The 26,757-nt window shown below is 60.9% G+C and carries 22 protein-coding genes; 16 read left to right on the top strand and 6 right to left on the bottom strand.

The genetic code is table 11. The features are described from left to right. Positions 1–77: 77 nt before the first annotated feature. From kdpB to E4P32_RS24305, 5 genes are all read left to right on the top strand, one after another. Positions 78–2,141 (top strand): potassium-transporting ATPase subunit KdpB, encoded by a 2,064-nt coding sequence (kdpB, locus tag E4P32_RS15305; protein ID WP_116434971.1) that lies wholly within the window; start codon positions 78–80, stop codon positions 2,139–2,141. A gap of 19 nt (positions 2,142–2,160) precedes the next feature. Next, on the top strand, positions 2,161–2,739 hold the full coding sequence (kdpC, locus tag E4P32_RS15300) for a potassium-transporting ATPase subunit KdpC (RefSeq protein ID WP_116434972.1): 579 nt from the start codon (positions 2,161–2,163) through the stop codon (positions 2,737–2,739). 744 nt (positions 2,740–3,483) lie between these two features. Then, a complete protein-coding gene (locus E4P32_RS15295) occupies positions 3,484–6,189 on the top strand; it encodes a DUF4118 domain-containing protein (RefSeq protein ID WP_167735770.1) in 2,706 nt (901 codons plus the stop codon). Positions 6,190–6,193: 4 nt separating this feature from the next. Beyond that, on the top strand, positions 6,194–6,895 hold the full coding sequence (locus E4P32_RS15290) for a response regulator (RefSeq protein ID WP_116434974.1): 702 nt from the start codon (positions 6,194–6,196) through the stop codon (positions 6,893–6,895). 116 nt (positions 6,896–7,011) lie between these two features. Next, the gene (locus E4P32_RS24305) at positions 7,012–8,910 is read left to right on the top strand and encodes a methyl-accepting chemotaxis protein (protein WP_233526675.1); all 1,899 of its coding nucleotides are present in this window, start codon (positions 7,012–7,014) and stop codon (positions 8,908–8,910) included. A 15-nt stretch (positions 8,911–8,925) separates the two neighbouring features. On the opposite strand, the gene E4P32_RS15280 is transcribed toward E4P32_RS24305, so the two are convergent. From E4P32_RS15280 to E4P32_RS15270, 3 genes are all read right to left on the bottom strand, one after another. Continuing rightward, the gene (locus E4P32_RS15280; protein WP_135008751.1) at positions 8,926–9,249 is read right to left on the bottom strand and encodes a hypothetical protein; all 324 of its coding nucleotides are present in this window, start codon (positions 9,247–9,249) and stop codon (positions 8,926–8,928) included. A gap of 7 nt (positions 9,250–9,256) precedes the next feature. Next, positions 9,257–10,057, bottom strand: a complete 801-nt coding sequence (locus tag E4P32_RS15275) for a TorF family putative porin (RefSeq protein ID WP_116434976.1) — start codon at positions 10,055–10,057, stop codon at positions 9,257–9,259. Positions 10,058–10,171: 114 nt separating this feature from the next. After that, positions 10,172–10,954: a GntR family transcriptional regulator gene (locus E4P32_RS15270; RefSeq protein ID WP_116434977.1), complete on the bottom strand. Its 783-nt coding sequence runs from the start codon at positions 10,952–10,954 to the stop codon at positions 10,172–10,174. Between the two features lie 324 nt (positions 10,955–11,278). Here E4P32_RS15270 and E4P32_RS15265 point away from each other — a divergent pair, with 324 nt between their 5' ends. The 7 genes from E4P32_RS15265 to E4P32_RS15235 all read left to right on the top strand — a co-directional run bounded on the left by E4P32_RS15265 (position 11,279) and on the right by E4P32_RS15235 (position 18,731). Further along, complete coding sequence (locus E4P32_RS15265) at positions 11,279–12,343, top strand: ABC transporter substrate-binding protein (RefSeq protein WP_199525649.1); 1,065 nt, start codon at positions 11,279–11,281, stop codon at positions 12,341–12,343. 46 nt (positions 12,344–12,389) lie between these two features. Next, positions 12,390–13,205 (top strand): ABC transporter permease, encoded by an 816-nt coding sequence (locus tag E4P32_RS15260; RefSeq protein ID WP_116434978.1) that lies wholly within the window; start codon positions 12,390–12,392, stop codon positions 13,203–13,205. Between the two features lie 14 nt (positions 13,206–13,219). After that, positions 13,220–14,011: an ABC transporter ATP-binding protein gene (locus E4P32_RS15255; protein ID WP_116434979.1), complete on the top strand. Its 792-nt coding sequence runs from the start codon at positions 13,220–13,222 to the stop codon at positions 14,009–14,011. A gap of 18 nt (positions 14,012–14,029) precedes the next feature. Next, entirely contained in the window at positions 14,030–14,758 is a 729-nt protein-coding gene (locus E4P32_RS15250) for an aspartate/glutamate racemase family protein (RefSeq protein ID WP_116434980.1), read from the top strand. 12 nt (positions 14,759–14,770) lie between these two features. Then, the gene (hydA, locus tag E4P32_RS15245; RefSeq protein WP_116434981.1) at positions 14,771–16,189 is read left to right on the top strand and encodes a dihydropyrimidinase; all 1,419 of its coding nucleotides are present in this window, start codon (positions 14,771–14,773) and stop codon (positions 16,187–16,189) included. 254 nt (positions 16,190–16,443) lie between these two features. Then, entirely contained in the window at positions 16,444–17,157 is a 714-nt protein-coding gene (locus E4P32_RS15240; RefSeq protein WP_116434982.1) for a hypothetical protein, read from the top strand. Between the two features lie 242 nt (positions 17,158–17,399). Continuing rightward, a complete protein-coding gene (locus E4P32_RS15235; protein WP_116434983.1) occupies positions 17,400–18,731 on the top strand; it encodes a hemolysin family protein in 1,332 nt (443 codons plus the stop codon). 96 nt (positions 18,732–18,827) lie between these two features. Here the strand turns inward: E4P32_RS15235 and E4P32_RS24135 are convergent, their stop codons facing one another. The 3 genes from E4P32_RS24135 to E4P32_RS15215 all read right to left on the bottom strand — a co-directional run bounded on the left by E4P32_RS24135 (position 18,828) and on the right by E4P32_RS15215 (position 21,042). After that, entirely contained in the window at positions 18,828–19,241 is a 414-nt protein-coding gene (locus E4P32_RS24135; protein WP_147306547.1) for a hypothetical protein, read from the bottom strand. A gap of 230 nt (positions 19,242–19,471) precedes the next feature. After that, entirely contained in the window at positions 19,472–20,254 is a 783-nt protein-coding gene (locus E4P32_RS15220; RefSeq protein ID WP_116434986.1) for a 3-hydroxybutyrate dehydrogenase, read from the bottom strand. Between the two features lie 47 nt (positions 20,255–20,301). Then, positions 20,302–21,042 carry an acetoacetate decarboxylase gene (locus E4P32_RS15215; protein WP_116434987.1) on the bottom strand — a complete coding sequence of 247 codons (741 nt, stop codon included), beginning with the start codon at positions 21,040–21,042 and terminating at the stop codon, positions 20,302–20,304. A gap of 237 nt (positions 21,043–21,279) precedes the next feature. Between E4P32_RS15215 and E4P32_RS15210 the strand changes: the two genes are divergently transcribed. The 4 genes from E4P32_RS15210 to E4P32_RS24370 all read left to right on the top strand — a co-directional run bounded on the left by E4P32_RS15210 (position 21,280) and on the right by E4P32_RS24370 (position 26,363). Next, on the top strand, positions 21,280–22,047 hold the full coding sequence (locus E4P32_RS15210; RefSeq protein ID WP_116434988.1) for a GNAT family N-acyltransferase: 768 nt from the start codon (positions 21,280–21,282) through the stop codon (positions 22,045–22,047). Further along, positions 22,044–22,904, top strand: a complete 861-nt coding sequence (locus E4P32_RS15205; protein WP_116434989.1) for a UDP-2,3-diacylglucosamine diphosphatase — start codon at positions 22,044–22,046, stop codon at positions 22,902–22,904. Before E4P32_RS15210 ends, E4P32_RS15205 begins: the two co-directional genes overlap by 4 nt. After that, positions 22,886–23,932: a glycosyltransferase family 1 protein gene (locus E4P32_RS15200; protein WP_116434990.1), complete on the top strand. Its 1,047-nt coding sequence runs from the start codon at positions 22,886–22,888 to the stop codon at positions 23,930–23,932. The genes E4P32_RS15205 and E4P32_RS15200 overlap by 19 nt, the downstream gene beginning before the upstream one ends. A 313-nt stretch (positions 23,933–24,245) precedes the next feature. Continuing rightward, positions 24,246–26,363 carry a methyl-accepting chemotaxis protein gene (locus E4P32_RS24370; protein WP_116434991.1) on the top strand — a complete coding sequence of 706 codons (2,118 nt, stop codon included), beginning with the start codon at positions 24,246–24,248 and terminating at the stop codon, positions 26,361–26,363. Positions 26,364–26,757 lie beyond the last annotated feature (394 nt).

Here is a 26,757-nt window from a genome sequence, read left to right as displayed (position 1 = left end):
AAGTTGTTACCCCTGCTGGTAGTGCATCTGCTACCGCAACGCCTGCCGCATCGGGCGCGCAATCCGCAACCAAATGGATGTTCGATCCGGCCATCGTCAAACCAGCCGTGATCGACTCGTTCCGCAAGCTGTCGCCGCGCGCCCAGTGGCGCAATCCGGTGATGTTCGTGGTGTACCTGGGCAGCATCCTGACCACGCTGCTGTACCTGCAGGCGCTCAACGGCAAAGGCGAGGCGCCGTCCGGTTTCATTCTTGCCGTGACGGTGTGGCTGTGGTTCACGGTGCTGTTCGCCAACTTCGCCGAAGCATTGGCGGAAGGCCGCAGCAAGGCGCAGGCGGCATCGCTGCGCAGCGCCAAGAAGAGCGTGGTGGCCAAGAAGCTGCAGCGGGCAAACCGCAATGACCGCGTTGAGCTGGTGGAAGGTGCAAGCCTGCGCAAGGGCGACTTTGTGCTGATCGAAGCCGGCGACTACGTCCCGGCCGACGGCGAAGTGGTCGAAGGCGTCGCCACCGTCGACGAGAGCGCCATCACCGGTGAATCTGCGCCGGTGATCCGCGAGTCGGGCGGCGACTTCACCGCCGTCACCGGCGGCACCCGCGTGCTGTCGGACTGGATCATCGTGCGCGTCACGGTGAATCCCGGCGAAGCCTTCCTCGACCGCATGATCGCCATGGTGGAAAGCGCCAAGCGCCAGAAGACGCCCAATGAAATCGCGCTGACCCTGCTGCTGGTGGCGCTGACCATCGTGTTCCTGCTGGTGACCGTAACTCTGCTGCCGTTCTCGGTGTTCAGCGTCAACGTCGCCCAGAGCGGCGCGCCGGTCACCGTGACCGCGCTGATCGCCTTGCTGGTGTGCCTGATCCCGACCACCATCGGCGGCCTGTTGTCGGCCATCGGCGTGGCCGGCATGAGCCGCATGATGCAGGCCAACGTGATCGCGACGTCGGGTCGTGCGGTGGAAGCCGCCGGCGACGTCGACGTGCTGCTGCTGGACAAGACCGGCACCATCACGCTCGGCAATCGCCAGGCGTCGGCGTTCCTTCCCGCCAACGGCGTGAGCGAACAGGAGCTGGCCGATATCGCCCAACTCGCCTCGCTCGCCGATGAAACGCCCGAAGGCCGCAGCATCGTCGTACTGGCCAAGAAGCGCTTCAATCTGCGCGAACGCGAGATGGCCAGCCTGGGCGCGGTCTTCATCCCGTTCACTGCGCAGACACGTCTGTCCGGCGTCGACATCGGCCATCGCCAGATCCGCAAAGGCGCCGCCGACGCCATCCGCAAGCTGGCTGAGCAAGCCGGCCAGCAGGTGCCGGGTGAAGTCGCCGCCGCCGTCGACATCGTTGCCCGTCGCGGCAGCACGCCGCTGGTGGTCGCCGAAATCGACGGCACCAACGGCAGCATCCGTGTACTTGGCGTGATCGAGTTGAAAGACATCGTCAAGGGCGGCATCAAGGAGCGTTTCTCCGAGCTGCGCCGCATGGGCATCAAGACCATCATGATCACCGGCGACAACCGACTGACGGCGGCGGCGATTGCGGCCGAAGCGGGCGTCGACGACTTCCTCGCCGAAGCCACGCCGGAGAACAAGCTCTCGCTGATTCGCCAGCACCAGGCCGAAGGCAAGCTGGTGGCGATGACCGGCGACGGCACCAACGATGCGCCGGCACTGGCGCAGGCCGACGTCGCGGTTGCCATGAACACCGGCACGCAAGCGGCGAAAGAGGCCGGCAACATGGTCGACCTGGATTCCAATCCGACCAAGCTGATCGAGATCGTCGAGATCGGCAAGCAGATGCTGATGACGCGCGGCAGCCTCACGACGTTCAGTATCGCCAATGACGTCGCCAAGTATTTCGCGATTATTCCGGCGATGTTTGCGACCACGTATCCGCAGCTGGCGGCACTGGACGTGATGCATCTGAACAATCCGTCGTCGGCGATTCTGTCGGCGGTGATTTTCAATGCCTTGGTGATCATCGTGCTGATCCCGCTGGCCTTGCGCGGTGTGCGTTATCGGGCGCTGGGCGCGGCGGTGCTGTTGCGTCGCAATCTGCTGATCTATGGTCTGGGCGGGTTGATCGTACCGTTCGTCGGCATCAAGCTGATTGACGTGTTGCTCGGCGTGTTTGGCCTGGCTTAATTTTGTTGAAGGAATTGTCATGAAAACTTATCTGCGTCCTGCGGTCTCGCTGTTCATCCTGATGTCGATCATTCTGGGTGGCTTGTACCCGGCAGTCATCACGCTGGTCGGCCAGGCCTTCTTCCCGGCCCAGGCCAATGGCAGCGTCATCGTGCGCGACGGCGTGCCGGTCGGTTCCGAGCTGATCGGCCAGAACTTCACCGAGCCGAAATACTTCTGGGGCCGTCTGTCCAACTCGGGCACTTTCCCGTACAACGGCGGCGCTTCGGGCGGCAGCAACTTCGGCCCTTTGAATCCTGGGTTGGTCGATGCTGCCAAGGCGCGTGAGGAGGCGTTGCGTGCGGCTGATCCTGGCGCAGGCCGGGAGATTCCTCTGGACTTGCTGACGTCGTCCGGCAGCGGGCTGGATCCGCATATCAGTCCGGCTGCTGCTGCCTATCAGGTGGCGCGGGTGGCTAAGGTGAGGGGGGTGTCTGTCGAGCAGATTCGTGCGCTGGTCAAGGTGCAGACTGAGGCGCCGCAGTGGGGGTTGTTTGGCGAGCCGCGGGTGAATGTGTTGAAGTTGAATCTTGCGTTGGATGCGGCGGCTGGCGTTTGAATCTTGCCGGTTGTTTCGACGGGGTTGGTCGTTTGTTGATTGGTGTTTTTCTTCGGACGACCGTGGTTGCCGGGGGCGGCCCGGCAGCCGCTCACTTTCTTTGCTTCGCCAAAGAAAGTAAGCAAAGAAAGGCGACCGCGATTCGCCGCCTCGCTGCGCGAGGTACCCGTTGGTGCCGTACTCAAATCGGGAAGGGAAACAAACTCGCTGCGCTCAGACAAGTTTCCCTTCTTTATCCGATTTGAGCACGTCACCAACGGCGACTCATAAGCGGAATTCTTCTTCGGCTCGCTTCGCATTGCCTTGGTTGGCTCGCCTTCGGCATCGTGATTGTCGCGGCAGTGGAGTTCGCGAAGAAGGGTGACCGTCATTTCACCTCCGTCCCCTGGCGATGCGAAGCGAGCCAGTTTGGCCGTTCCGCTTGGAGCCAGCCGGTGATGCGATGCGAAAAATGGAAAAAGAGGGGAAACTTGTCTGAGCGCAGCGAGTTTGTTTCCCCTCCCATTTTTTGCTTCGCAGCACCGGGAAGTCCGAAGGACCTGGATCCCGCGGTCGCGTTTCTTTGCTTACTTTCTTTGGCGAGACAAAGAAAGTGAGTAGCTGCCGGGCTACCCCCGGCGAAGGGTTGATCGAAGAAAGAAAATAGTCCATCACCACTAACCTTAGTCGGAACAGAATACAGCAAGCATCCAGCTCAACCCAACGCCGCTAAAAAAGCCCATTTCAAACTACAATACCCCCACCATGCCCACCCGCCCCAACCCCGACGACCTACTCGACCGCGTCATGCGCGACGAAGACCGTCAGGCGCGCGGTCGGCTCAAGATCTTCTTCGGCTCCTCCGCCGGCGTAGGCAAAACCTACGCCATGCTGGCCGCCGCCAGAAGCTTGCAAGAACAAGGCGAACAAGTCCTCGCCGGCATCGTCGAAACCCACGGCCGCGCCGACACCGAAGCCATGCTCGACGGTATCGAGCGCCTGCCCCTGCGCAGCACGCAATACCGCGACCGCACGCTGCACGAATTCGACCTCGACGCCGCGCTCGAACGCAAACCGACCTTCATCCTGGTCGACGAACTGGCACACTCCAATGTACCCGGCTCGCGCCACGCCAAACGCTGGCAAGACATCGAAGAATTGCTGCACGCCGGCATCCACGTCTACACCACCGTCAACGTTCAGCACATCGAAAGCCTCAACGACGTGGTCGGCCAGATCACCGGCATCCGCGTGCACGAGACGATTCCCGATCATGTCTTCGATGAGGCCGACGACGTCACGCTGGTCGATCTGCCGCCCGATGAACTGCTGCAGCGTCTCAAGGAAGGCAAGGTCTACCTGCCGCAACAGGCCGAGAAAGCCGGGCGCAATTTCTTCCGCAAGGGCAATCTGCTGGCGCTACGCGAAATCGCCTTGCGCCGCACCGCCGATCGTGTGGACGCCGACATGCGCGAGTACCGCGCCGATCGTTCCATCGTCCAGCTGTGGCAGACCAAGGAGCGCATCGTGGTGGCCATCGGCGCACGCGCCGACGAAGACAAGCTGGTGCGCGCCGCCGCGCGTCTGGCGGCCAAGCTGCAGGCCGACTGGCTGGCGGTGCATGTGGATGCGCCGAGCTGGCCGCGTGTGACGCTGGCCGGGCGTGAGCGCATCCTCAAGAACCTCAAGCTGGCGCAATCGCTGGGCGCGGAAACCGCCAGCATCACCGGCGAAGATGTGGCGCAGGCGCTGGTGCAGTTCGCGCGCAGCCGCAACGCCGGCAAACTGGTGATCGGTCAGTCGCACGGTGGTGGATGGAAACGCTGGTGGCGCAAGAATCTGGCTGAACGCATCGCCGCAAACGGGCAGGATATCGACGTCTATACCGTAGCGCGACCAGAGGAGTCGGTACGCGACGACAGCGTCAGGACTCCGGTCGAAGAAACACGCGACGACAGTGGCCGCCTGCGCCGCCGCCGCGGCTATCTGTGGGCGACGGTCAGTTGCGCCGTGACTACGGCGCTGGCGTCATGGCTGATCGCCTATCTGCATCCCGCCAACGTCATCATGCTGTACCTGGTCGGAGTGATGATTGTCGCGGTGCGCTACGGGCGCTCGGCGTCGGCGCTGGCGTCGATCATGAGCGTGCTGGCCTTCGATTTCTTTTTCGTGGCGCCGCGTTTTTCCATCAGCGTCTCGGACGCGCAATATCTGATTACCCTGCTGGTGATGCTGGCGGTGTCGCTGTTCATCAGTTCACTGGCCTCGCGCATGCGGCACCAGGCCAACGTCGCCATGTTGCGCGAAGCGCGCGCGGGCAATCTGTACATGCTCGGCAAGGAGCTGGCGGCGGTGCTGACCCTGGAACAGATCCTGGAAATCGGCCGTCGCCATCTCGGTGCGGTGTTCGGCGCCAAGACGGCGTTCTGCCTGCCCGACAGCGGCGAGAACGTGCGCGTGGCCGCACCCGAAGAACACGACGCACATGCCCTGCAAGATGTCGATCTGGGCGTGGCGCAATGGGTCTACGACAACGACCAGGCGGCGGGACGCGGCACGGCGACCTTGCCGGCGGCGCAGGCGCTGTACCTGCCGCTGAACGCGACCATGCGCACGCGCGGCGTGCTGGCCTTTGTGGCCGAAGACCCTTTGCAGCTGGCCTTGCCAGAGAACCGCCAGATGCTGGAAATATTTTGCTCGCAGATCGCCATGGCAATCGAGCGCCTGCACTACGCCGAGGTGGCCCAGGATGCGCTGGTGACGATGGAGTCGGAGCGCCTGCGCAATTCGCTGCTGTCGGCAATCTCGCACGATCTGCGCACCCCGCTGACCTCGCTGGTAGGCAGCGCCGAAGCGCTGGCGCGACAACCGTCGCTGGGCGCCGACGAGCGCGAGATGGCGGTCACCATCAGCGAGCAGTCGCAGCGTATGTCGGGATTGGTGGAAAACCTGCTCGACATGGCGCGCCTGCAATCCGGCGGCATCACGCTCAACCGCCAATGGAATTCGATCGAAGAAGTGGTCGGCACCGCGTTGCGGCTGCTGAACAAGACGCTCGGCGAACGCCGCGTGGAGACGCATCTGCCGGCCGACTTGCCGCTGGTGCGTTTCGACGCCGTGCTGATCGAGCGCGTCTTCGCCAATCTGATCGAGAACGCCGTCAAGTACGCGCCGGCCGGCGAGATCATCGTGGTCGACGCCAGGGCCAATGCCGGCATGATGGAAATCAGCGTGATCGACCGCGGCCCGGGTTTCCCGGCAGGCATGGAAGAACGCGCGTTTGAAAAATTCACCCGTGGCGATACGGAATCAAGCACACCCGGCGTCGGACTCGGGCTGGCGATTTGCCGCGCGATTATTGATGCACATGGTGGCGCGATACGCGCGCTTCCCGGCGACGCCGGCCGAGGCGCGCGCGTCTGTTTTACCCTGCCCCTGGATAAACCGCCGGCCCTGCCGGAAGAGGAATAACGATATGTTGGATCACGCAGGCAATATTGTTTTCGTCGAGGACGACGCCCACATCCGCAAGCTGGTGCGCGGCGCGCTTGAGCAGGAAGGCTTTATCGTGCACGAGGCGCGCACCGCGCGTGAAGGCATGGTGGAAGCCGGCACCCGTAAGCCGGATCTGGTCATCGTCGATCTCGGCCTGCCCGACCAGGACGGCAAGCAGGTCATCGCCGACATCCGATCATGGAGCGATGTGCCGATCGTGATTCTGTCCGCGCGTACGCAGGAGGCGGAAAAAGTCGCGGCGCTCGACGCCGGCGCCGACGATTACCTGACCAAGCCCTTCGGCGTGCCGGAATTGCTGGCGCGCATCCGTGCGCAACTGCGTCGGCGCAGCCAGGCCAGCGCGGCGACCGGACGTTTCCGTCTCGGCGATCTGCTGATCGACCTGCCGGCGCGCACGGCCAGCAAGGGTGGCGAGGCGGTGCACCTGACACAGATCGAACATCGATTGATCGCCACGCTACTGCGTGACGCCGGCCGCGTGATCACGCACCGCACCTTGCTGGCGGCAGGCTGGGGGCCGTCGCATACCGAAGATCATCATTACCTGCGCATCTACATGCAGCGTCTGCGCCAGAAGCTGGAAGACGACCCGGCGCAGCCCAAGCACATCGTCACCGAAATCGGCGTCGGCTATCGCATCGTCAACGCCGAACCGGCCTGATACAGCTGTCTGCAGTTACGCGAAAATTACACTTATTCACGCTGATTCGGCACGCGCGCTCCCGATTCCCGCCGATTTGATAGACTGTCCCGCTAATAAAAAAACGGGAGGGTTTCATGACGCGGTTCTTGCAGCGTTTCAAGCTGTGGCAACGCATGGGGTTGTTGGGCGTACTGGGTGTGTTGCTGGTGGGGCCGCCGTTGTACCTGTATGTGGATGGCGCCGACAAGAGCATTGCCGTGTCGCGCCTCGAACAGAAAGGCCTTGAGCCCGGCGTCAAGACGCTCAAGGCGCTGCAGCTGGTGCAAAGCCATCGGGGCGTGTCGACGGCCTTCCTGACGTCGGGCCAGATGGTCGACCAGCTCTCCGAAACCACGCGGCTCGGCACGCTCGCCATGGACGCGCTGGCGCAGTCCATGCAAGGAGGTCATCCTGCTGAAGCGGCGCTGGTGCAGAAGATCCGCACCGAATGGGACGACCTCTCCAAAGCCGTAAGCCAGCGCGGCGTGACCCTGTCCGACAGTTTTCAGCGTCACAGCCAGCTATGCCTGAACCTGCTGCTGCTCAGCGAAAAAATCGCCGACCGCTATCACCTCAGTCTGGATGCCGATCCGGGCGTGTACTACCTCGTGCATGCCGTGTATTTCGACCTGCCGCAACTGGCCGAATATCTGGGCCAGGTGCGCGGCGCCGGTGTGCGCTACCTGATCGCCGGCCAGATTGACGACGATGCGCGCGTCAACCTGCACAGCCTCATTGCCGGCACGCGCCAGCACGGCCGCACCTCGCTGCGCTATTTCGAAAAAGTCTACGATGCAGTGCCGTCGCTCAAGGCGGAACTCGGCGCCAGCTCGGAGGCGTCAACCATCGCCAGCCGCAGCTCGCTGAACCTGTCGCGCGATGAGATCGCCGCCGCCGACACGCTGACCATGACGCCGGCGGCCTACTACGATGCGATGAGCGTCGCGGTCGACCAGCAATACCGCACCGCTTTCCTCGCATCCGATCGCCTGCAGAAAATGATCGCCGACCGTATTGCCGTGCAGGAGCTGCAGCGCAACCAGTTGACTGGCGGCGTGCTGCTGATCGCCTTGCTGGCGGCGTTGTCGGGCTGGCTGATCTGCCGCAGCCTGGTGCGACAACTGGGCGGCGAGCCGGCCGACGTGATCGAGGTGCTGAGCAAGGTGGCGCAGGGTGATTTCACGCAATGCATCGAAGTCGCGCGCAATGACGATTTCAGCCTGGTGTTTCACATGAAGGATATGGTCGACACCTTGTCGGCGGTGGTGGCCGATGTGTCGGAAGGCGCCGGCGTGCTGGCCGATGCTTCGCGCGAGATCAGCAGCACCGCGCAGGCGTTGTCGCAGGGCGCCAGTGAGCAGGCCGCCGGCATTGAGATGACCAGCGCCTCGCTGGAAGAAATGTCGACCTCGATTTCGCGCAATGCCGCCAATGCACGCGTCACCGATGCGCTCGCGGGCAAAACCGCCGACGGCGCCGGCGATGGCGGCAATGCGGTGTTGTCGACCGTGGTCGCCATGAAGCGCATTGCAAAGATGGTGGAAGTGATCGACGACATTGCTTATCAGACCAATCTGTTGTCGCTTAACGCAGCGATCGAAGCGGCCAGTAGCGGCGGGCAGAGCCGCGGCTTTGCGGTGGTGTCGGCGGAGATCCGCAAGCTGGCCGAACGCAGCCAGGATGCGGCGCAGGAAATCGGCGACGTCGCCGGCAACAGCGTGGCGTTGGCTGAACAATCCAGCCGCCTGCTGGAAAGCCTGGTGCCGGAAATCCGCCGCGCCTCCGAGCTGGTGCAGGAGATTTCCCATTCCTGCACCGAGCAGTCGGCCGGCGTCAGCCAGATCAATTCCGCCGTGGTGCAACTGAGCATGACGGTGCAGCAGAACGCCGCCGGCTCGGAACAGCTGGCGGCGACTGCCGAAGAAATGAGCGCACAGGCCGAGAAGCTAAGCAAGTCGATTGCCTTCTTCAAGCTGGCCGAACTGGAGTCCTAAGGTCGGCTGCTAAACCTAAAGATCCCCCCAGATATCAATCTGGCGGCGGATCGTGCCGGCGTGGCCGTCGCAGATGATCAGCACTTCCTTGCTGCCGCTGCGCATCACGAAGCGGAAATACTCCGCCTCGTTGCGCTGCACGAAACTCTCGCTTTCAATCTTGCCGGCGCCGGCCATGATTTCCATGGCGGCGCGCCGGCATGCCGGCAATTGCTTCCTTGCTTCGATGGACGGGCCGTAGTCTTCCGGCGAACGGTAGGGCACCACCGCGTGCGCATCGGGCAGCAACGTGAAGCACATGAGCAGCGCACTCAACGCCGCTGAAATTCTCCCGTCCATGTCAGCCTCAGAAGGTGCGCGACACCGACAACACCAGCTGGTCGCGGCCGAGGTTCTTGCCCTTGACCGTGTAGCCGGCGTCCTTGGCGTTGGTGCCGGTGTAGTAGGCCGCCAGCACGTAGCCGGAGAAGTCGCGGTTCAGGCCCAGCTTCCAGTCGGTGTACGACAGGTTGGAGGAGTTGGGGCCGGTATAGCGCTGATGGCCGACGTGGGCGACGCCGTTGATGCCGGCGACCAGCTCATGCGTCAGCGCCAGGTCGACGTAGCTGGAGCCGCGCGTGTCGGCGCTGCCGAAGGTGTTGCCGACGGCATAGGAATAGCGCAGCGTGATCCACTTGGCGTCGAGGCCGAGATACAGCTCATTGGTGTCGGCCTTGGTGAAGCCGTTGGGGAAGCTGCCGGGATAGGCGTAGTGCAGGAAGCCGACGTCGCCGGTCAGGGCATCGTTGAAGTTGTACTTGAAGCCGCCGTAGATATCGGCTTCCAGACTGGCTGATGCGCCTGGCGTGGCGTCGCTGATCCAGCTGATGTTGGACGCCCAGATGCCGGCGTAGAGACCGCTCTCGTGCGAGAGATCGAAGCCGCCTTGTATGGCCGGTTTTTCATTGGTCTGGGTCAGGCCGCGGAAAACGTACTGGCTGTAGAGGCCGATGTTGGCGGTGGTGGTGAAAGCAGGCGCCGGCGCAGCGGCAGCAGCAGCAGCAGGCACCTCGCCGCTCTCCGCCGCAGCGGCGGGCAGCACGTGCAGCAGTGCGGTTGCCGCCAAAGCGATGGACACGAAACGGAAAGGCGCAAATCGGGATGTCATTTTCTTGTACTCCACAGGTCAGGTTGATGTGGACTACAAGATAAGAAATGCGGCGTCTAATTCTTATAAAACTTTGTGCTGCGCGGATAAACGCACCATAAAAAACCGCCGGAATTACATCGCACTCAGCACGGCTTCCAGGTCGTCGTCTTCGGCCGGCGGAGCCGACATGTCGAGCACCGCCTCGATGTGGTTCAGGTGTTCGATCATTGATGCGACCGCCTTCTCGACCTTGCCGGCGGCGATGGCGTCGATGATGTCGCCGTGTTCGTCGTGGGTGCAGGCCGGCACGGTGGGGGAGTCGTACAGCACGATGATCAGGCAGGTCAGCGACGCCAGCTCGCGCATCATCTTGCTCATGACCGGGTTTTCGACCATGTCGGCGATGCGGATGTGGAACTCGCCCGACAGCCGGATGATTGCGCGGCGGTCGTTGGCTTCGCGCGCCTGCGCCTCCAGCGCGACATGCGCGCGCAACTGGGCAATGTGTTCGGGCCGGGTGTGTTCGCACAGATGGCGCAGCAGCGCCGGCTCGATCAGGCGGCGCGCCGAAAAGATCGCGCGCGCTTCGCTCGGCGTCGGGCTGGCGATGAAGGCGCCGCGATTCGGGATCGTGGTGATCAGGCCTTCGTGGCTCAGCCGCGCCAGCACTTCGCGCACGCGCGTACGGTTGACGTTGAAGATGCCGGCCAGTTTTTCTTCCACCAGTTTGGTGCCGGGCGTGAGGCGATGTTCCATGATCGAGGTGAGGATGCGTTCATAGATGACGTCGCCGGCCATCGGCCGCGCGCTCACGGCCTGGGCGGGCAGGGGGCTGTTGTCCGCGCTCTTGTTCACTTTGCTGGTGGTCTTCTTGCGGCCGGGTTTGATGGGGGTGATGTTGGTGGCGCTGGTCATTGCATTGTCCTGAGGCGATCTATTTTGTGGGGATATATTGTCACAATTATTAAAAACTTTCCCTACATTTATAAATTATTTTGTCGCACCGGTTTGGTTCGATTTCTCTGGTTTTGCACCAGCATGGATGTCTGCCGCCGCCTCGCCGCAGTGAATACACGCCATTTCATCTGCTCTTCCCCGTTAAAACCGATTGAAACTGTCCTGGCACAGGTATTGCATTGTTTGTCGCAATCAGTATTTTAAATTGTCACAATTCATATTTCGGTCCATGCTCATTGTTTTGATGAGTTCCATCTTTGAGTTACTTACGGGAGAGTCACCATGCACTATCAAGTATCCGGCGCACAAGAAAAACTGCCGCGTTCGTCCGTCATGCGCACTGTCGTCGTGGCGGCCGGACTGGCCTTCAGCCTGGCTTTTGCCGGCGTAGTACAAGCTCAAAATCAAGCCCAGGCGAAACCAAAATTCAAGCTGGCCTATGCCAAGTGCGCGCACTGTATGTCGATGGCGCTGGTGCCTGAGTTGGCAAAAAATGTCGACATCGAAGGCATCAACTTCACCGCCGGCAGCGATGCGCTGACCGCGCTGGTGTCCAAGAGCGTGGACATCGCGCAGGTGACTTACCTGTCCTTCGTCAGCGGCCTCGACAAGGGCTTCGACCTGGTGGCGGTGTCGGGCCAAGTTAATGGCGGCTCCGAAATGCTGGTCGGCAAGGACATGGCGCTGGCGTCCGACGACTGGGCCGGCCTGAAGAAATTGATCGCTGAATACAAGGCGCAGGGCAAGCCATTCCGCATTGCGGCCTCGCGCGGTAACGCACAAGACTTGCACATGCGCGGCGAGCTGGCCCTGAACGGCATCAATCCGAGCAAGGACGTGCAGTTCGTCAATATCCCGAATCCGTCCGACCATGCCGCGGCCCTGCAGCGCGGTGAAGTCGAGCTGATCTGCTCGGTCGAACCGTTCGCCTCGCAAATCCGCATGACCGGTGTCGGCAAGCATTTTGCATTCCCCTACAAGCAAGCGGCCGGCCGCCTGACCAATCTGATCGTGACGCGCTCGGACGTAATCAAGGAACATCCGGCGGAAGTGAAGGAAACCGTCGCCGCCGTGGTGCGTCTGGTTGACAACCTGCAAAAGGACAAGGGCGCCTGGGTTGCCAGCATCGTCAAGGGCACCGGCCTGGACAAGACCGTCGCCACCGAAGCGCTGAAGAATTCCTATCCCGACTTCAAGATGTACCGCGCGCAGACGCAAGCCATCGGCGCGATGATGAAGGATCTGAAGTACATCTCTACCGACGTCTCGGCGCAGATCGACAAGAACATGGACTACAGCTTCCTGATGGAAGTGACCAAGAAGCCGAAGTCCGAACTGGGCTATTGATTCAGGCGCAGGGCTGGTTTAACTGGATAGAAAGCAGGTGATCACAATGAATGGTTTGATGCGCTCCTTGTCGGAGGCGAAGTGGCGGTTCGCCGTACCGATTTTTCTGGTGCTGTTCTGGGAAGCGTTTTCCCGTTCGGGGGCGATCCCTGCTTCCTTGCTGCCGGCGCCGTCGCGCGTGTTTGCGACCTGGATGGACTGGATCTTCGGCTATAGCGAAGCGGCGCAGGACAGCAGCGGCCGCTGGATCTTCGACGCCATGGCCAGCTGCATGCGGGTCACGGCCGGTTACCTGATCGCGGCGATTTCCGGCATTGCGCTGGGCGTGGCGATCGGCTGGTGGCGCTGGGTGGAGAAGGCCATCGAGCCGACCATACAGATGCTGCGGCCGATTCCGCCGGTATCGTGGATTCCGCTGGCGATCATCTGGTTCGGCATCGCCAACAAGCCGGCGATTTTCCTGGTGTTCCTCGGCGCGTTCTTTCCCATCCTGATGAACACCGTGCACGGCGTCAAAACCTCCGACCGCAACCTGTTGCGCGCGGCGGCGATGGCCGGCGCCAACCAGAGCCAGCTGTTGCGCTTCGTGATTCTGCCGGCGGCCATGCCGAGCATCTTTGCGGGTCTGCGCATCGGCATCGGCAGCGCCTGGATGCTGACCGTTACGGCGGAAATGGTGGCGGTCAAGAGCGGTCTCGGTTACGCGCTGTGGGATTCGTATTACTTCCTGCGCTACGACCTGGTGATTGCGGCCATGATCAGCATCGGCTTGCTCGGCTATCTGGCCGACCTGATCCTGAAACTGATCATGAATTCGGTACTGCGCTGGCAGCATGTGGCGACGGTGCAGGGCAAGGCTTAAGAGGAAGAACCATCATGGCATTTATTGAACTGAACAATATCGTCAAAGTCTTCAAGGACAAGAAGCGTGGCACCGACATGCTCGCCATCGACAACGTCACGCTGAGCCTGGAGAAGAAGGAATTCCTCTGCCTGCTCGGTCCGTCCGGTTGCGGCAAGTCGACGCTGCTGAACATGATCGCCGGCTTCGAGCATCCGACTTCCGGCAGCGTGATCGTGGACGGCAAGCCGATCAGCGCTCCCGGCGCCGATCGCGGCATGGTGTTCCAGCAGGCCAACCTGATGCCGTGGCTGCCGGTGTGGGACAACATTGCGTTCTCACTCAAGCTGCAAGGCAAGAGCGCCGCCGAACGCCGCGCCGCCGCCCAACCCTTCATCGAAACGGTCAAGCTCAAGGGTTTTGAAAACCACTTTCCGGCGGAACTCTCAGGCGGCATGGCGCAACGCGTCGGCATCGCCCGCGCCTTGCTGCAGAATCCATCGGTGATCCTGATGGACGAGCCCTTCGCTGCACTCGACGCACAGACCAAGATGGAAATGCAGGAAGAGCTGGTCACGCTGTGGCAGCGTTATGAGGGTACGATCGTGTTCGTCACGCACAGCGTCGATGAAGCGCTGGTGCTGGCCACCAAGGTGGCCGTCATGACGCATAGACCGGGCCGCATCCGCGACCTGATCGACATCGACCTGGCGCGGCCGCGCGACACCACGAGCGCCGAATTCAACCAATACAAGCGCCATGTGCTGAGCCTGATTCGCGAAGAATCCGCGCTCGCCCATGCCGACGCAGTCAAAATCGCCGCATAGAATCTCAAGGAAATCATCATGACTCAACGTACTCTGCTCGGCATGCTGACGCCGTCCTCCAACACCACGCTGGAGCCGGTCACGACCGCAATGATCGCCGACATCCCGGAAGCCAGCGCCCACTTCGGCCGCTTCCGCGTGACCGAGATCGCCTTGTCGAATCAGGCGCTGGCGCAATTCGACGACAGCGAAATCCTGCGCGCGGCCGAGCTGCTGTCGCACGCCAAGGTGCAAAGCATAGGCTGGAACGGCACCTCGTCGGGCTGGCTCGGTTTCGACGCCGACGAACGCCTGTGCAAGCGCATCACCGAAGCGACCGGCATTCCGGCCTGCACCTCGGTGCTGGCATTGAATGAGATTTTCGACATCACCGGCGTCAAGCGCTTCGGCCTGGTGACGCCTTACCTGGACGACGTGCAGGCGGCGATCATCAAGAACTACGCGGCATCGGGCATGGAATGCATCGCCGAACGCCATCTGCGCAAGCAGGATAATTTCTCCTTCTCCGAAGTCGGCGCCGACGAGTTGCGCGCCATGGTGCGCGAAGTCGCCAAAGAGAAGCCGCAAGCCATCACCATCTTCTGCACCAACCTGCGCGGCGCACCGCTGGTGGAAGAGCTGGAGCGCGAAGTCGGCATCCCGATCTACGACACCATTTCCACCGTGGTGTGGAAGTCGCTCAGGCAGGCGGGATCGGATCCGTCGCGCATCCGTAATTGGGGCAGCCTGTTCCGTGATGTAGTGTAAAGCGGAGCGCACATGGAAGACTTTGATCTGGTAATCCGCAACGGCACCGTCGCCACCGCGTCCGACATCATGCAATGCGATGTCGGCATCGTCGGCGGCAAGGTCGTGGCACTGGGGCGCAATCTCGCGCCCGGTAAGAAAGAAATCGATGCCGCCGGCAAGCTGGTATTGCCGGGCGGCGTCGACAGCCACTGCCATCTCGACCAGCCGATGGAAGAGGGGCTGGAGATGGCCGACGATTTTCGCAGCGGTACGATCTCGGCGGCATGCGGCGGCACCACGACCGTGATTCCTTTTGCCGCGCAAGCCAAGGGCCAGTCGCTGCGCGCCGCGGTGGAGGACTATCATCGCCGCGCCGAAGGCAAGGCGGTGATCGACTACGCTTTCCACATGATCGTCAGTGATCCGACCGAGAAGGTCTTGAAGGAAGAACTGCCTCAACTTATCAGCGAAGGCTATACCTCGTTCAAGATCTACATGACCTACGACGATCTCAAGTTGAATGATCGCCAGATCATCGACGTGCTGGCCATCGCTCGGCGCGAAGGCGCGATGGTGATGATCCATGCCGAGAACGCCGACTGCATCGCGTGGCTCACCGAGCAATTGGAAGACGCCGGCCTGACCGCGCCGAAGTACCACGCGACCTCGCGGCCGATGCTGGTCGAACGTGAAGCGACGCATCGTGCGATCGCGCTGTCCGAGCTGGTCGACGTGCCGATCCTGATCGTGCATGTCTCGGGCAAGGAAGCCATCGAGCAGATCCGTTGGGCGCATGGTCATGGCCTGCGCATCTATGCCGAGACGTGCCCGCAGTATTTCATGCTGACTGCCGACGATCTCGATCAGGAGGGCTACCACGGCGCCAAGTGCATCTGCAGCCCGCCGCCGCGCGACAAGGAAAACCAGCAACACATCTGGGACGGCCTGGCCAATGGCTTGTTCACGGTGTTCTCGTCGGACCATGCGCCGTTCCGCTACGCCGATCCCAAGGGCAAGATGCCGGGCGGGAAGGAAGTGCCGTTCCGCTACATCCCCAACGGCACGCCAGGATTGGAAACACGTTTGCCGCTGCTGTTCTCGGAGGGTGTCGGCAAGGGCCGCATCGACCTCAACCGCTTCGTCGCACTGACGGCAACCGATCCGGCCAAGATGTACGGCCTGTATCCGCAGAAGGGCACCATTGCCATCGGTGGCGACGCCGACATCGCGATCTGGGATCCGCACAAGGAAGTCGTGATCGCCAACGACAAGCTGCATCACAACGTCGACTACACGCCGTATGAAGGCGTGGCCGTGACCGGCTGGCCGGTGACCACGCTGTCGCGCGGCGAGGTGGTGTATGACGGCAAGGATCCGCAGGGAGCAATTGGTCGCGGCGAGTTCCTCAAGTGCGGCTTGCCGGATCCGGCGCGTCCGCGAAAACGCTGAGCGGGGCGCTGCGAGGCAAGCGCTGCTCGTAAACGATAAGCACTCTCAATTCAGTATTTTTTTGACGTGTTGGTCGCACTTCTGTGTATGTGTAGTGTGACTGGCGCATGTCATTGTGGTTATTCTGCTCAGGTATTTCGAAATCTCCGGCTCGCATTCGATTTCCGATTGCTCGCGCCGGAAGCATGGTGCTAGCATCACGCCGGACGCAACGTCTTTCTGGTTGCGTCAGATTTCTGAAGACGGGGTAATCCATGAAAAAACAAATCGTGATCGCAACCGTGGCCGTCCACGGATTGCTGGGGATGCAGTCGGCGTTCGCCGCCGGCGCAATGAATGTCGACGACGCACAAGTCCTCGGCGCCAACAAATGCCAGCTGGAAGCCTGGGGCAAATTCAATCGCGACGGCACCGAGCGCTGGCTCAATCCGTCGTGCAACCTGACCGGCAACCTGGAAGTCTCGTGGGGTAATTCCTGGCAGCGCGACGGTACCGGCATGTACCTGGCCAACAGCCAGTTGCAGGGCAAGACCGTGTTCCGTGAAATGTCGCCCGACAGCTACGGCGTCGGCATGCTGGCCGGCGTGGTGCGCCAGACCGATAGTGGCGACGATGGCCGCAAGCGTTCCTGGAATGTCTATTCCAAGCTGTTGACTTCGTTCTCGTTCAAGGACGATGCGTTCCTGCTGCACACCAACCTGGGCGCGATTCGCAAAGGCAAGGAGCAGACCACGCGCCTGACCTGGGGTCTCGGCAATGAGACGAAGCTGATCGACCGGCTCTCGTTCATCGGTGAAGTGTTCGGCGAGAACAAGGGCAAGCCGTCCTACCAGGCCGGTGTGCGTGCGACCCTGGTGCCGGAGCATGTCGAACTCGACCTCACTTACGGCAATACCTTCGGAGCCGATACGCGCGGCGGCTATGTCGTGCTGGGACTGCGTTTCATCACTCCCGAGCTGAAACGCTGAGACGGCTTTTCTTGCCGGAATGACATCGATTCCGGAGAAGACGCCTGGTCGTACGCCGTCTCGTGGTAAATTACGTCTTGTGCTTGCAGCAACATGCAAGAGCAGCTAACAAAACCTTCGCAGTTTTTCCCGCTCGCGATTTCTTCATTGCGCATCCGCGGCCCGGCCCGTCGGACTTCGCGCTGTTTTGTTAGCTGCTCTTCGGCAGGTGCACTTTCTTTACTACTCAATAGGTACCCTCGTTGGAAAACATATTACTGATCGTCGCGGCCCTCTTTCTGGTCGCGCTGAACGGTTTTTTCGTCGCAGCAGAATTCGGTCTGGTCAAACTGCGCCAGACCCGCATCAGAGCCATCGTCAAGACGCAAGGTTTGCGCGGACGCATACTGGCGACTGTCCATACTCAACTCGACGCCTACCTGTCGGCCTGCCAGCTCGGCATCACGCTGGCGTCGCTGGGTTTGGGCTGGATCGGCGAACCCGCGTTTGCCAGCCTGCTCGAACCCTTGTTCGCCTTGCTCGGCGTGAGTTCGCCCGAGCTGATCCATGGCGTGTCCTTCGTGTTCGCCTTCGTGATCATTTCCTTCCTGCACATCGTGGTCGGCGAGCTGGCGCCGAAGTCGATGGCGATCCGTAACCCGGAGCGCATCGGCCTGTGGTGCGCGATGCCGCTGTACGGTTTTTACTGGACCATGTATCCGGCTATCTGGCTGCTGAACCTGAGCGCCAACTGGGTGCTGCGCATTACCGGCCTGGGCGGCGTGCATGGGCATGATTCGCACTATTCCTCGGACGAACTCAAGCTGATCCTGCGTTCCGGCGGCAAGACCGGCAAGTTCACGCCGCAGGAATGGAATGTGCTGGCGCAGTCGCTCGATTTCGGCGACCTCAAGGTGATGGACCTGATGCGCCCGGCCAACGAGATTGTCGCCCTGAGCGCGGCCAATACGCATGAAGAAAACATGCAGATCATTTACCGCAACCGGTTCAGCCGCTATCCGTTTTTCGACGCCGAGCAGCAGGAAGTCTTGGGCCTGCTGCATCTGAAGGACGTCTTCATTGCGCAGCAGGACGGCAAGGCCATCGTCGACTTGCGCCAGTACCTGCGTCCGGTGCAATACATTTCACCAAGCCTGTCGGCGCAAGAGCTGCTGCGCCGTTTCCGCACCGGTTCGCCGCACTTCGCGATCATCGGCCGCAAGGGGCAGACGCCGCTGGGCTTCGTCACGCTGGACAATCTGCTGAGCGTGCTGGTGGGCGAGATTCGCGATGAGTTCCGCCATACTTCCAATGAGTGGACGCGGCAGGATGACGGCACCTTGCTGGGCAAGGGCAGTCTGCCTATCGTGACGCTGGAGCACATGCTGGGCATTGACCTCGAATATGACGAGACGGTCGATTCGGTCGGCGGGCTGGTCATGGAGAAGTTGGGCGAGGTGCCGAAGGAAGGGCAGAAGGTCGAGTTTCATGCTTTTGACATTGTGGTCAAGAAGATGAAGGGGCCGAAGATTTTGTTGGTTAAGGTTTATCCGAAGATGCAGGATGGGGAGTGGGTGGGGGAGATGGAGGGATAGGTTTTTCTCTCCGTGTTTTGTTCCGACTTCGTGTGTGTTGTTGCTGAGGCTGTTCTCTCTTCGATCGACCTTTGCCGGGGGCGGCCCGGCAGCCGCTTACTTTCTTTGCTTCGCCAAAGAAAGTAAGCAAAGAAAGGCGACCGCGATTCGCCGCCCCTTCGGGGTTCCCGTTGGCGCCGCACTCAAATCGGGAAGGGAAACAAACTCGCTGCGCTCAAACAAGTTTCCCTTCTTTATCCGATTTGAGCACGTCACCAACGGCGACTCATAAGCGGAATTCTTCCTCGGCTCGCTTCGCATTGCCTTGGGTGGCTCGCCTGCGGCATCGTGATTCTCATCCTTGGTTTTATTGGTAGTGGAGAACTGCGACCGTCGTTCCATCTCAGTACCCTGGCGATGCGCAGCGAGCCAGTTTGGCCGTTCCGCTTGGAGCCAGCCGGTGATGCGATGCGAAAAATGGAAAAAGAGGGGAAACTTGTTTGAGCGCAGCGAGTTTGTTTCTCCTCCCATTTTTTGCTTCGCAGCACCGGGAAGTCCGAAGGACCTGGATCCCGCGGTCGCGTTTCTTTGCTTACTTTCTTTGGCGAGACAAAGAAAGTGAGTAGCTGCCGGGCTACCCCCGGCGAAGGGTTGATCGAAGAAAGAACAGCCTCAGCAACAACACACACGAAGTCGGAACAACAGAACAAAAAAAGCCGCCAACAAAGGCGGCCTCTTCATCCAACGTAAGCGCCAACCGCTTACTGCATAAACCAACCATGGCTAACCACCACCGACTGCCCGGTAAGCGCATTGGTAGGAAACGCCGCGAGAAACACCGCCGTCTGCGCCACATCCGCAGTCGTCGTGAATTCACCGTCCACAGTGTCTTTCAACATCACCTTCTTGATCACGTCTTCTTCGCTGATATTCAGTTCCTTGGCCTGCTCGGGAATCTGCTTTTCCACCAGCGGCGTACGGACGAAGCCCGGACAGATCACGTTCGAGCGGATCTTGTCCTTCGCGCCTTCCTTGGCGACTACCTTGGCCAGGCCGATCAGGCCGTGCTTGGCGGTGACGTACGGCGCCTTCAGCGGCGACGCTTCGTGCGAGTGCACCGAACCCATGTAGATGATCGAGCCGCCGTTGCCGGCCTTGATCATCGCGCGCATTGCGGCGCGCGTGGTCAGGTAGGCGCCGTCGAGGTGGATCGCCAGCATCTTGCGCCAGTTTTCCAGCGTGCTGTCGACGATCGGAGCGATGATCTGGATGCCGGCGTTGCTGATCAGGATGTCGAGCGTGCCGTAGGCGGCCACCGCGTCGGCGATGCCCTTGTCGACCTGCGCTTCGTCCACCACGTTCATGGCGACGGCCATGGCGGTGCCGCCGCTCTTGTTGATTTCTTCGGCGGCGGCCTTGGCGGCGTCGAGCGCCAGATCGGCGATGACGACCTTGGCGCCGGCTTTGGCGTATTCGATGGCGATTTCTTTGCCGATACCGCTGGCTGCGCCTGTGATCAGAGCGACTTTATCTTTGAGTACCATGACGTTCCTTTTTGTTAAGCAAGAATATTGAACAACATACTAAAAAACTATTTAGCAAGATAATCGTAAGCGACCGTGCCCAGCGGCAAAGTCAGGTCAGACAAGATGTGCACCGCGGAGATGACTTCCAGCACCGGCAGGTCGGCAATCGGCGCCAGTGCATGCGAATGCAGGTCCAGCGCACCGGGACCGGTCCAGGCGCCCTTGATGGTGATGTCGGACAGACTGTACTGTACCAGTTCGCAGATGCGCGGTGTGCCGTCGACGTGAGGAATGATCTTCAGCAGGAAACTCGGCGACGCCAGCGTCTTCGCCACCGCCTCGTGATCAAGCGCGCGATGCTTGAATCCCATGGTGCCGGTGGCGATGCGGAAGTCGCTGTAGTCGAGCGTGCCGACCAGCGTGTCGGTGTGCACGCGCAGTTCCGGCGTGCCGAGCTTTTTCGGGAAGCCCCACAGCTCGCGTCCGCCCGCAATCGGCGGATGGTCGTTGAGGTACATGCTGTGCACGTAGCCGCCGGCGACGCCGTTGAGCGTAACCGGAATCACCTGTCCAGACTCGCAATAGTGGCCGAAGCCGGTGGAGTCCGGCATGTTGATGAATTCGAACTTGACGATCGGTTCGACGAACTGCAGCGGCGCCGGGATGATCTTCCTGAGCGCGTCCGGATCGGTGCGGTAGGTGATGATCAGGAATTCGCGATCGACGAAGCGATAGGGGCCGGGCGGGAACGCCGGGTTGTGGATGGGCATGGCGAAAGCATTGCGACGGATTTCGTCTTCAGTCATGGCGTCTTTCTCTGCGGGGAATGGGAGTGAAGCGAGGCGGTAATTCGCTCTTGCCTGTTCGAGGGAAACGATTGCATAAAGTTCACCTCTTTACCGCCTGTTGTCGCCCTGTAAAGCTTGCTGGAGGCTGACAGCCGCACTGGTGTTGCTATCGCGCCATGCTGTGTTCAGGTGTCATTGGCCTGAAATAATCGACAGTTACGCTCTGCATCGTTGTCAACTGAAAAAGGACGATGCATGAGACTGCTTTCCACCCCGGCAGATGCTAACCCCAGTTCTTCCAAACTGTCCCTGAGTCTGGCCACCACGCCGGAAGAAGTTCGTGAAGTACAGCGTCTGCGCTACAAGGTCTTCATCGAAACGATGAACCTGTCGGCGCTGGCCAATGCAGAAGGTCTCGACAAGGACGAATTCGACGACTACTGCGACCACCTGATCGTACGCGACAACAAGACCCTGAGCGTGGTCGGCACCTACCGCGTGATGAGCCCGCACGCCGCACGCCGCATGGGCAAGTTCTACTCGGAACAGGAATTCGACCTGAGCCGCCTCAATAACATCCGCAACGTCATCTGCGAAGCCGGCCGTGCCTGCATCCATCCGGATTACCGCAGCGGCGCCGTCATCATGTTGCTGTGGGCCGGCATTGCCGACTTCATGCGTAAAGAGCGCTGCGACTACCTGATGGGTTGCGCCAGCGTCAGCCTGGCCGACGGCGGCCACAATGCGGCGGCGCTGTATCACGCCTTCCGCGAAAACAACATGGCGCCGCAAGAGTACAGCGTCACGCCGCACACCGCATTCCCGATCGAAGAGCGCGAAGCCGGCCACCAGCCGCAAGTGCCGCCGCTGTTGCGCGGCTACCTGCGCAGCGGCGCATGGGTTTGCGGCGAACCGGCCTGGGATCCTGATTTCCATTCCGCCGATTTCTTCCTGCTGCTGCCGTTGGCCAAGCTGGATGGCCGCTACGCTCGCCACTACCTGAAAGAATCGAGAGCCGCATGAAATCACGCGATCAATTTCTGGATGCCAACGGTATAGACGCCGCTCTGGGAAAGAAACGCGATCCTCTCCATTTCCGCACCATCTGGATCTCGGACGTGCATCTCGGCACGCCGGGATGCCAGGCGCAACGGTTGCTGGAATTCCTGCGCGCCACCGAGTCCGAGACGCTCTACCTGGTCGGCGACATCATCGACGGCTGGCAGCTCAAGCGTCGCTGGTACTGGGAACAAAGCCACAACAACGTGGTGCAGACAGTGCTCAAGAAAGCCAAGAAGGGCACCAATGTCATTTTTGTGCCGGGCAACCACGACGAAGTCATCCGTCAATTCATCGACCTCGATTTCGGCGGCATCAAGATCCGCGACGAACTGGTGCACACCACTGCCAACGGCAAGCGCATGCTGGTGATCCACGGCGACCGCTTCGACGGCGTCATTGCCTGCGCCAAGTGGCTGGCGTACGTCGGCGACAACCTGTACACCATGATCCTCAAGTTCAACCAGTGGTTCAACAGCTGGCGCGCACGTGCCGGATTGCCGTACTGGTCGCTGTCGCAATACCTCAAGGGCAAGGTCAAGAACGCGGTCAACTACATCACCTCGTTCGAAGATGCGCTGGCTGCCGAAGCCGCCAAGAAAGGCCTCGACGGCGTCATCTGCGGACATATCCACAAGCCGGAAATCCGCGACATCAACGGCATCACCTATTGCAACGACGGCGATTGGGTGGAAAGCCTGTCGGCTCTGGTGGAAGATGAAACCGGCGAATTGCGCCTGGTGACCTGGGGCGAAATCATGCAACTGAAGAAGAGTTCCAAATTGGCCGGAGTAGAAGATTTATGCGCATTGCCATCGTAAGCGACGCGGGCGAACCGCAAGTCAATGGCGTAGTCAACACCCTGCGGGCAACGCAACAATGCCTGCGCAACAAAGGCCACGAAGTCCTGATGCTGGCGCCGCGCGATTTCCGCACGTTCGCCTGCCCGACGTACCCTGAAATACGGCTGGCCTACAAGCCGTATGCCAAGATCGCCGCCGCACTGGACGCCTTCAAGCCCGACTGCATCCACATCTCCACCGAAGGCCCCATGGGTCTGGCGGCACGCCGTTATTGCCTCAGGAACAAGCTCGATTTCACCACCGCGTATCACACGCGTTTCCCGGAATACCTGAGCGCACGCAAGCTGTTGCCGAAGGCGCTGACCTATCGGTTGATGCGCTGGTTCCATGGTCCGTCCAAAGCCGTCATGGTGCCGACGCCGAAGATGAAGGAGTCGCTGGAAAAGAACGGCTTCCGCAACGTCGCCCTGTGGGGCCGCGGCGTCGACACCGAACATTTCCGGCCGGCGGCGGAAGACCATGCCTGCATCGCGCGGCCGCTATTCCTGTACGTCGGCCGCGTCGCCGTCGAAAAGAATATCGAAGCCTTCCTCAAGCTCGACCTGCCCGGTTCCAAATGGGTGATCGGCGACGGCCCGCAGCGCGAGGAGCTTGAGCAGCGTTATCCGCAGGTGCGTTTTCTCGGCGCCAAGGGACATGACGAATTGCCGGCGTATTACAACTGCGCCGACGTATTTGTTTTCCCCAGTCGCACCGACACCTTCGGACTGGTGCTGGCCGAAGCCATGGCTTGCGGCGTACCGGTTGCGGCCTATCCGGTTGAAGGACCGATCGACGTCGTGGCCAACGGATTCTCCGGCGCTTTGAACGAAGAACTCGACGTCGCCTGCATGGATGCCCTGCAGCTGTCGCGCGACGACGTGCGTGCGCATGCAATGACGTATTCGTGGGATGCCGCCACCCAGCAATTTCTGCAGCATCTCCACTATGCCCGCAGCGCGACCCCGGTGGAGTTGGGCGACGCCGTCCTGCATGACTCCCGATAAGTCCGCTCCGGATTTCCCTTCGGCATGCGCTGATCCTCGATAACGCCATCCCGCCCTGGGACTGGCGTTGCTGTTTCGATACGCCCGAACAAGCGGGCTTTTCATCATCTCTTTTCTCCATGCTCCTCTGCAGCCCGCACCGGCGCGGTCCGGTATGTTTTTTGCGTGCCGGCTGGCAGGTCAAGTCGCTTGCAATACGGCCGTTTCCATATAAAACAAATAAAGTGCGCAAGATGAAGTCCGCTTCATTGTCCTGTTGTCCGATGTGGTCATTTGCCGGCGATGCTTTACGGAAACATCCTTGGGGGGAGTCATGAAAAATCTGTTTGCCAGATTGCAGTTGTGGAAGAAATTCGCTCTGCTTGGAATTATCGGTCTCGCCTTGTTCGGCGTGCCGACCACGTTGTACATCATCAGCGCAGAAGGCGTGATCTCTCACAAGACCCTGGAAATGAAAGGCGTGGTGCCGGCGCGCGCCTTGCTGCGTTCCATGCAGCTGATGCAGCAGCATCGCGGCATGTCGGCGGTCCTGCTGGGCGGCAACGCCACGATCGCAGCGCAACGGCAAGCCAAGGCGCAGGAAGTCGACCAGGCGTTACAAAACCTGCAGGCGCAGTTGCAGAAAGCCGGTGCGCGCAATCCTGCCATCGGACAGAATCTCGCCGCGGTGATGACGGCGTGGAACGCCTTACGTGATGGAGTCGCCGCAGGACAGGTGACCGGGCCGCAGAGTTTCAGCGGACACAGCGAGGGTATCGCCAAGCTGTTCGAGATCAACGACCTCATCCTCGACGACTTCAGGCTCAGCCTGGATCCCGACCTCGATAGTTCGAAGCTGATCACCGGCGGCTTTGTGGCGTTCCCGTTGCTGACCGAAGAGCTCGGCAAGATGCGCGCACGCGGTTCGGCCATGCTCGGCAAGAAGGTTGCCACGCCCGACGACAAATTGGCAATCATCAGTCCTCGCCAAGGCGCCGTCGAGCGCCTGAGACAAGCCGATCAGTTGTTCCAGCAGGCTTTCCTTATCAACGCTTCGCTCAAGGACGTGCTCGGCGCGACGGTGGAAGACGCCAGGAAGCAAGCCGCCGCCGTGATTGCGCTGGCCGATGAAAAGGTCCTTAAAGCCGAGACTCTGGAATTTCCACCGCAGGAATATTTCGGCAAATTCACCGAAGCCATTGACGCCCAGTTCAAGGTCGTCGACGCTGTCATCGGCAGTCTCGAAAACACGCTGGGCCAGCAGACCGCAGAATTGCGCCGCATGGAAATCTGGCTGCTCGGGGGCATCGGCGCGCTAGCGTTATTTGCAGCCTGGGTCGGCTACATGCTGTCGCGTTCAATCACGGTGCCAATGTCGGAGTCGGTGGCGATGGCGCAGCGTGTGGCTTCCTGCGACCTGACTTCGCGTGCGGTGGTGACGGGCAGCGATGAGTCGGCGCAGTTGCTGCATGCGCTCAATGACATGACCGGCAGCCTGGTGCATATCGTCAGCGATGTGCGCACCAGCATCGACGTGATTCATGTGGCGTCGAAAGAGATCGCGATGGGCAATGCCGATCTGTCCAGCCGCACCGAATCGCAGGCGTCCAGTCTGGAAGAAACCGCCAGCTCGATGGAAGAACTCACCTCCACCGTGCGCCAGAATGCCGACAACGCGCGCCAGGCCAATTCGCTGGTGACCTCGGCTTCCGAACTGGCGGTCAAAGGTGGCAAGGTGGTCGGCGACGTTGTGCAGACCATGGGTTCGATCAAGGAGAGCTCGGGCAAGATCGTCGACATCATCAGCGTGATCGACGGCATCGCCTTCCAGACCAATATCCTTGCCTTGAACGCCGCAGTCGAAGCCGCGCGCGCCGGCGAGCAGGGCCGTGGATTCGCCGTGGTCGCATCGGAAGTGCGTAGCCTCGCACAGCGGTCGGCATCGGCGGCGAAAGAGATCAAGCAGTTGATCAGCGATTCGGTCGGCAAGGTCGACGCCGGCGGCAAGCTGGTCGATGAAGCGGGGGCGACGATGACCGAGATCGTGACTTCGGTCAGGCACGTCGCCGACATCATGGGCGAGATAACCGCCGCCAGCCAGGAGCAGAGCAGCGGCATCGAAGAAGTCAATCGCGCCATCACGCAGATGGATGAAATCACGCAGCAGAATGCCGCGCTGGTGGAGCAGGCGGCCGCTGCCGCCGAGAGTCTGCAGGAGCAGGCCTACGTGCTGGCCAAGGCGGTCAGCGTGTTCCGGATCACGCCGGCGGAGGCGCAGCACAAGCCGGCGATTTCGCTGGCTGCACTGTCGCGTACTCCTCCGGCTGTTGCGCCGGCGAAGTTGCCTGCGCCGGCAAAAACATCGGCGCTGAAAGCGACCGGCAAGCCTGCGCCGAAGACGATTTCCAAACCGGTCGAAGCCGGCGGCGCCAACGAGTGGGAAGAGTTTTAAAACGCGATTGCAAGCGCAGCATGTTGTGCCGCTCAAGGAAATACGCGCCAGCCCGCACGATCCGTCGTGCGGGCTTTTTTCATGCATTTTTCCACCTTGGGTGCGCCGCTTTCGTGCGTCTGGATTGCGTTTAAAACAACTATGCGATAAAGGTATAGTTACATGCGCACAAAGCATTAGCCTTGTTTTCAGCGCTTATCTAAGATGCGCCACAAGCATCAAAGGGCAACGAAACGCCGGAACAGGACACGCGCGCAGACGCGGCATTCCCGGCATTCATAGCAATAACGGAACGACCGAGGCAGAGAAATCCCGCCTTGGTGTACCGCGTTTTCCCGATTGAATAATGTTGCTGCAAACCAAGAAAAATAAGTGCGAAAGCCGTACAATTTAA

The sequence above is a fragment of the Herbaspirillum sp. 3R11 genome, assembly GCF_004563925.1.
Classification (GTDB): Bacteria; Pseudomonadota; Gammaproteobacteria; order Burkholderiales; family Burkholderiaceae_D; genus Herbaspirillum.
This window is presented reverse-complemented; position numbering and strand designations above follow the sequence as displayed.

Bases quoted from the DNA above. Each gene is read 5' to 3' on its own strand.
- E4P32_RS15290 (WP_116434974.1), top strand. From the start codon at position 6,194: ATGTTGGATCACGCAGGCAATATTGTTTTCGTCGAGGACGACGCCCAC.
- E4P32_RS15220 (WP_116434986.1), bottom strand. From the start codon at position 20,254: ATGGTACTCAAAGATAAAGTCGCTCTGATCACAGGCGCAGCCAGCGGT.
- E4P32_RS15250 (WP_116434980.1), top strand. From the start codon at position 14,030: ATGACTCAACGTACTCTGCTCGGCATGCTGACGCCGTCCTCCAACACC.
- kdpC (WP_116434972.1), top strand. From the start codon at position 2,161: ATGAAAACTTATCTGCGTCCTGCGGTCTCGCTGTTCATCCTGATGTCG.
- kdpB (WP_116434971.1), top strand. From the start codon at position 78: ATGTTCGATCCGGCCATCGTCAAACCAGCCGTGATCGACTCGTTCCGC.
- E4P32_RS15275 (WP_116434976.1), bottom strand. From the start codon at position 10,057: ATGACATCCCGATTTGCGCCTTTCCGTTTCGTGTCCATCGCTTTGGCG.
- E4P32_RS24135 (WP_147306547.1), bottom strand. From the start codon at position 19,241: ATGGGAGGAGAAACAAACTCGCTGCGCTCAAACAAGTTTCCCCTCTTT.
- E4P32_RS15280 (WP_135008751.1), bottom strand. From the start codon at position 9,249: ATGGACGGGAGAATTTCAGCGGCGTTGAGTGCGCTGCTCATGTGCTTC.
- hydA (WP_116434981.1), top strand. From the start codon at position 14,771: ATGGAAGACTTTGATCTGGTAATCCGCAACGGCACCGTCGCCACCGCG.
- E4P32_RS24305 (WP_233526675.1), top strand. From the start codon at position 7,012: ATGACGCGGTTCTTGCAGCGTTTCAAGCTGTGGCAACGCATGGGGTTG.
- E4P32_RS15215 (WP_116434987.1), bottom strand. From the start codon at position 21,042: ATGACTGAAGACGAAATCCGTCGCAATGCTTTCGCCATGCCCATCCAC.
- E4P32_RS15205 (WP_116434989.1), top strand. From the start codon at position 22,044: ATGAAATCACGCGATCAATTTCTGGATGCCAACGGTATAGACGCCGCT.
- E4P32_RS15265 (WP_199525649.1), top strand. From the start codon at position 11,279: ATGCACTATCAAGTATCCGGCGCACAAGAAAAACTGCCGCGTTCGTCC.
- E4P32_RS15255 (WP_116434979.1), top strand. From the start codon at position 13,220: ATGGCATTTATTGAACTGAACAATATCGTCAAAGTCTTCAAGGACAAG.
- E4P32_RS15260 (WP_116434978.1), top strand. From the start codon at position 12,390: ATGAATGGTTTGATGCGCTCCTTGTCGGAGGCGAAGTGGCGGTTCGCC.
- E4P32_RS15210 (WP_116434988.1), top strand. From the start codon at position 21,280: ATGAGACTGCTTTCCACCCCGGCAGATGCTAACCCCAGTTCTTCCAAA.
- E4P32_RS24370 (WP_116434991.1), top strand. From the start codon at position 24,246: ATGAAAAATCTGTTTGCCAGATTGCAGTTGTGGAAGAAATTCGCTCTG.
- E4P32_RS15295 (WP_167735770.1), top strand. From the start codon at position 3,484: ATGCCCACCCGCCCCAACCCCGACGACCTACTCGACCGCGTCATGCGC.
- E4P32_RS15240 (WP_116434982.1), top strand. From the start codon at position 16,444: ATGAAAAAACAAATCGTGATCGCAACCGTGGCCGTCCACGGATTGCTG.
- E4P32_RS15270 (WP_116434977.1), bottom strand. From the start codon at position 10,954: ATGACCAGCGCCACCAACATCACCCCCATCAAACCCGGCCGCAAGAAG.
- E4P32_RS15200 (WP_116434990.1), top strand. From the start codon at position 22,886: ATGCGCATTGCCATCGTAAGCGACGCGGGCGAACCGCAAGTCAATGGC.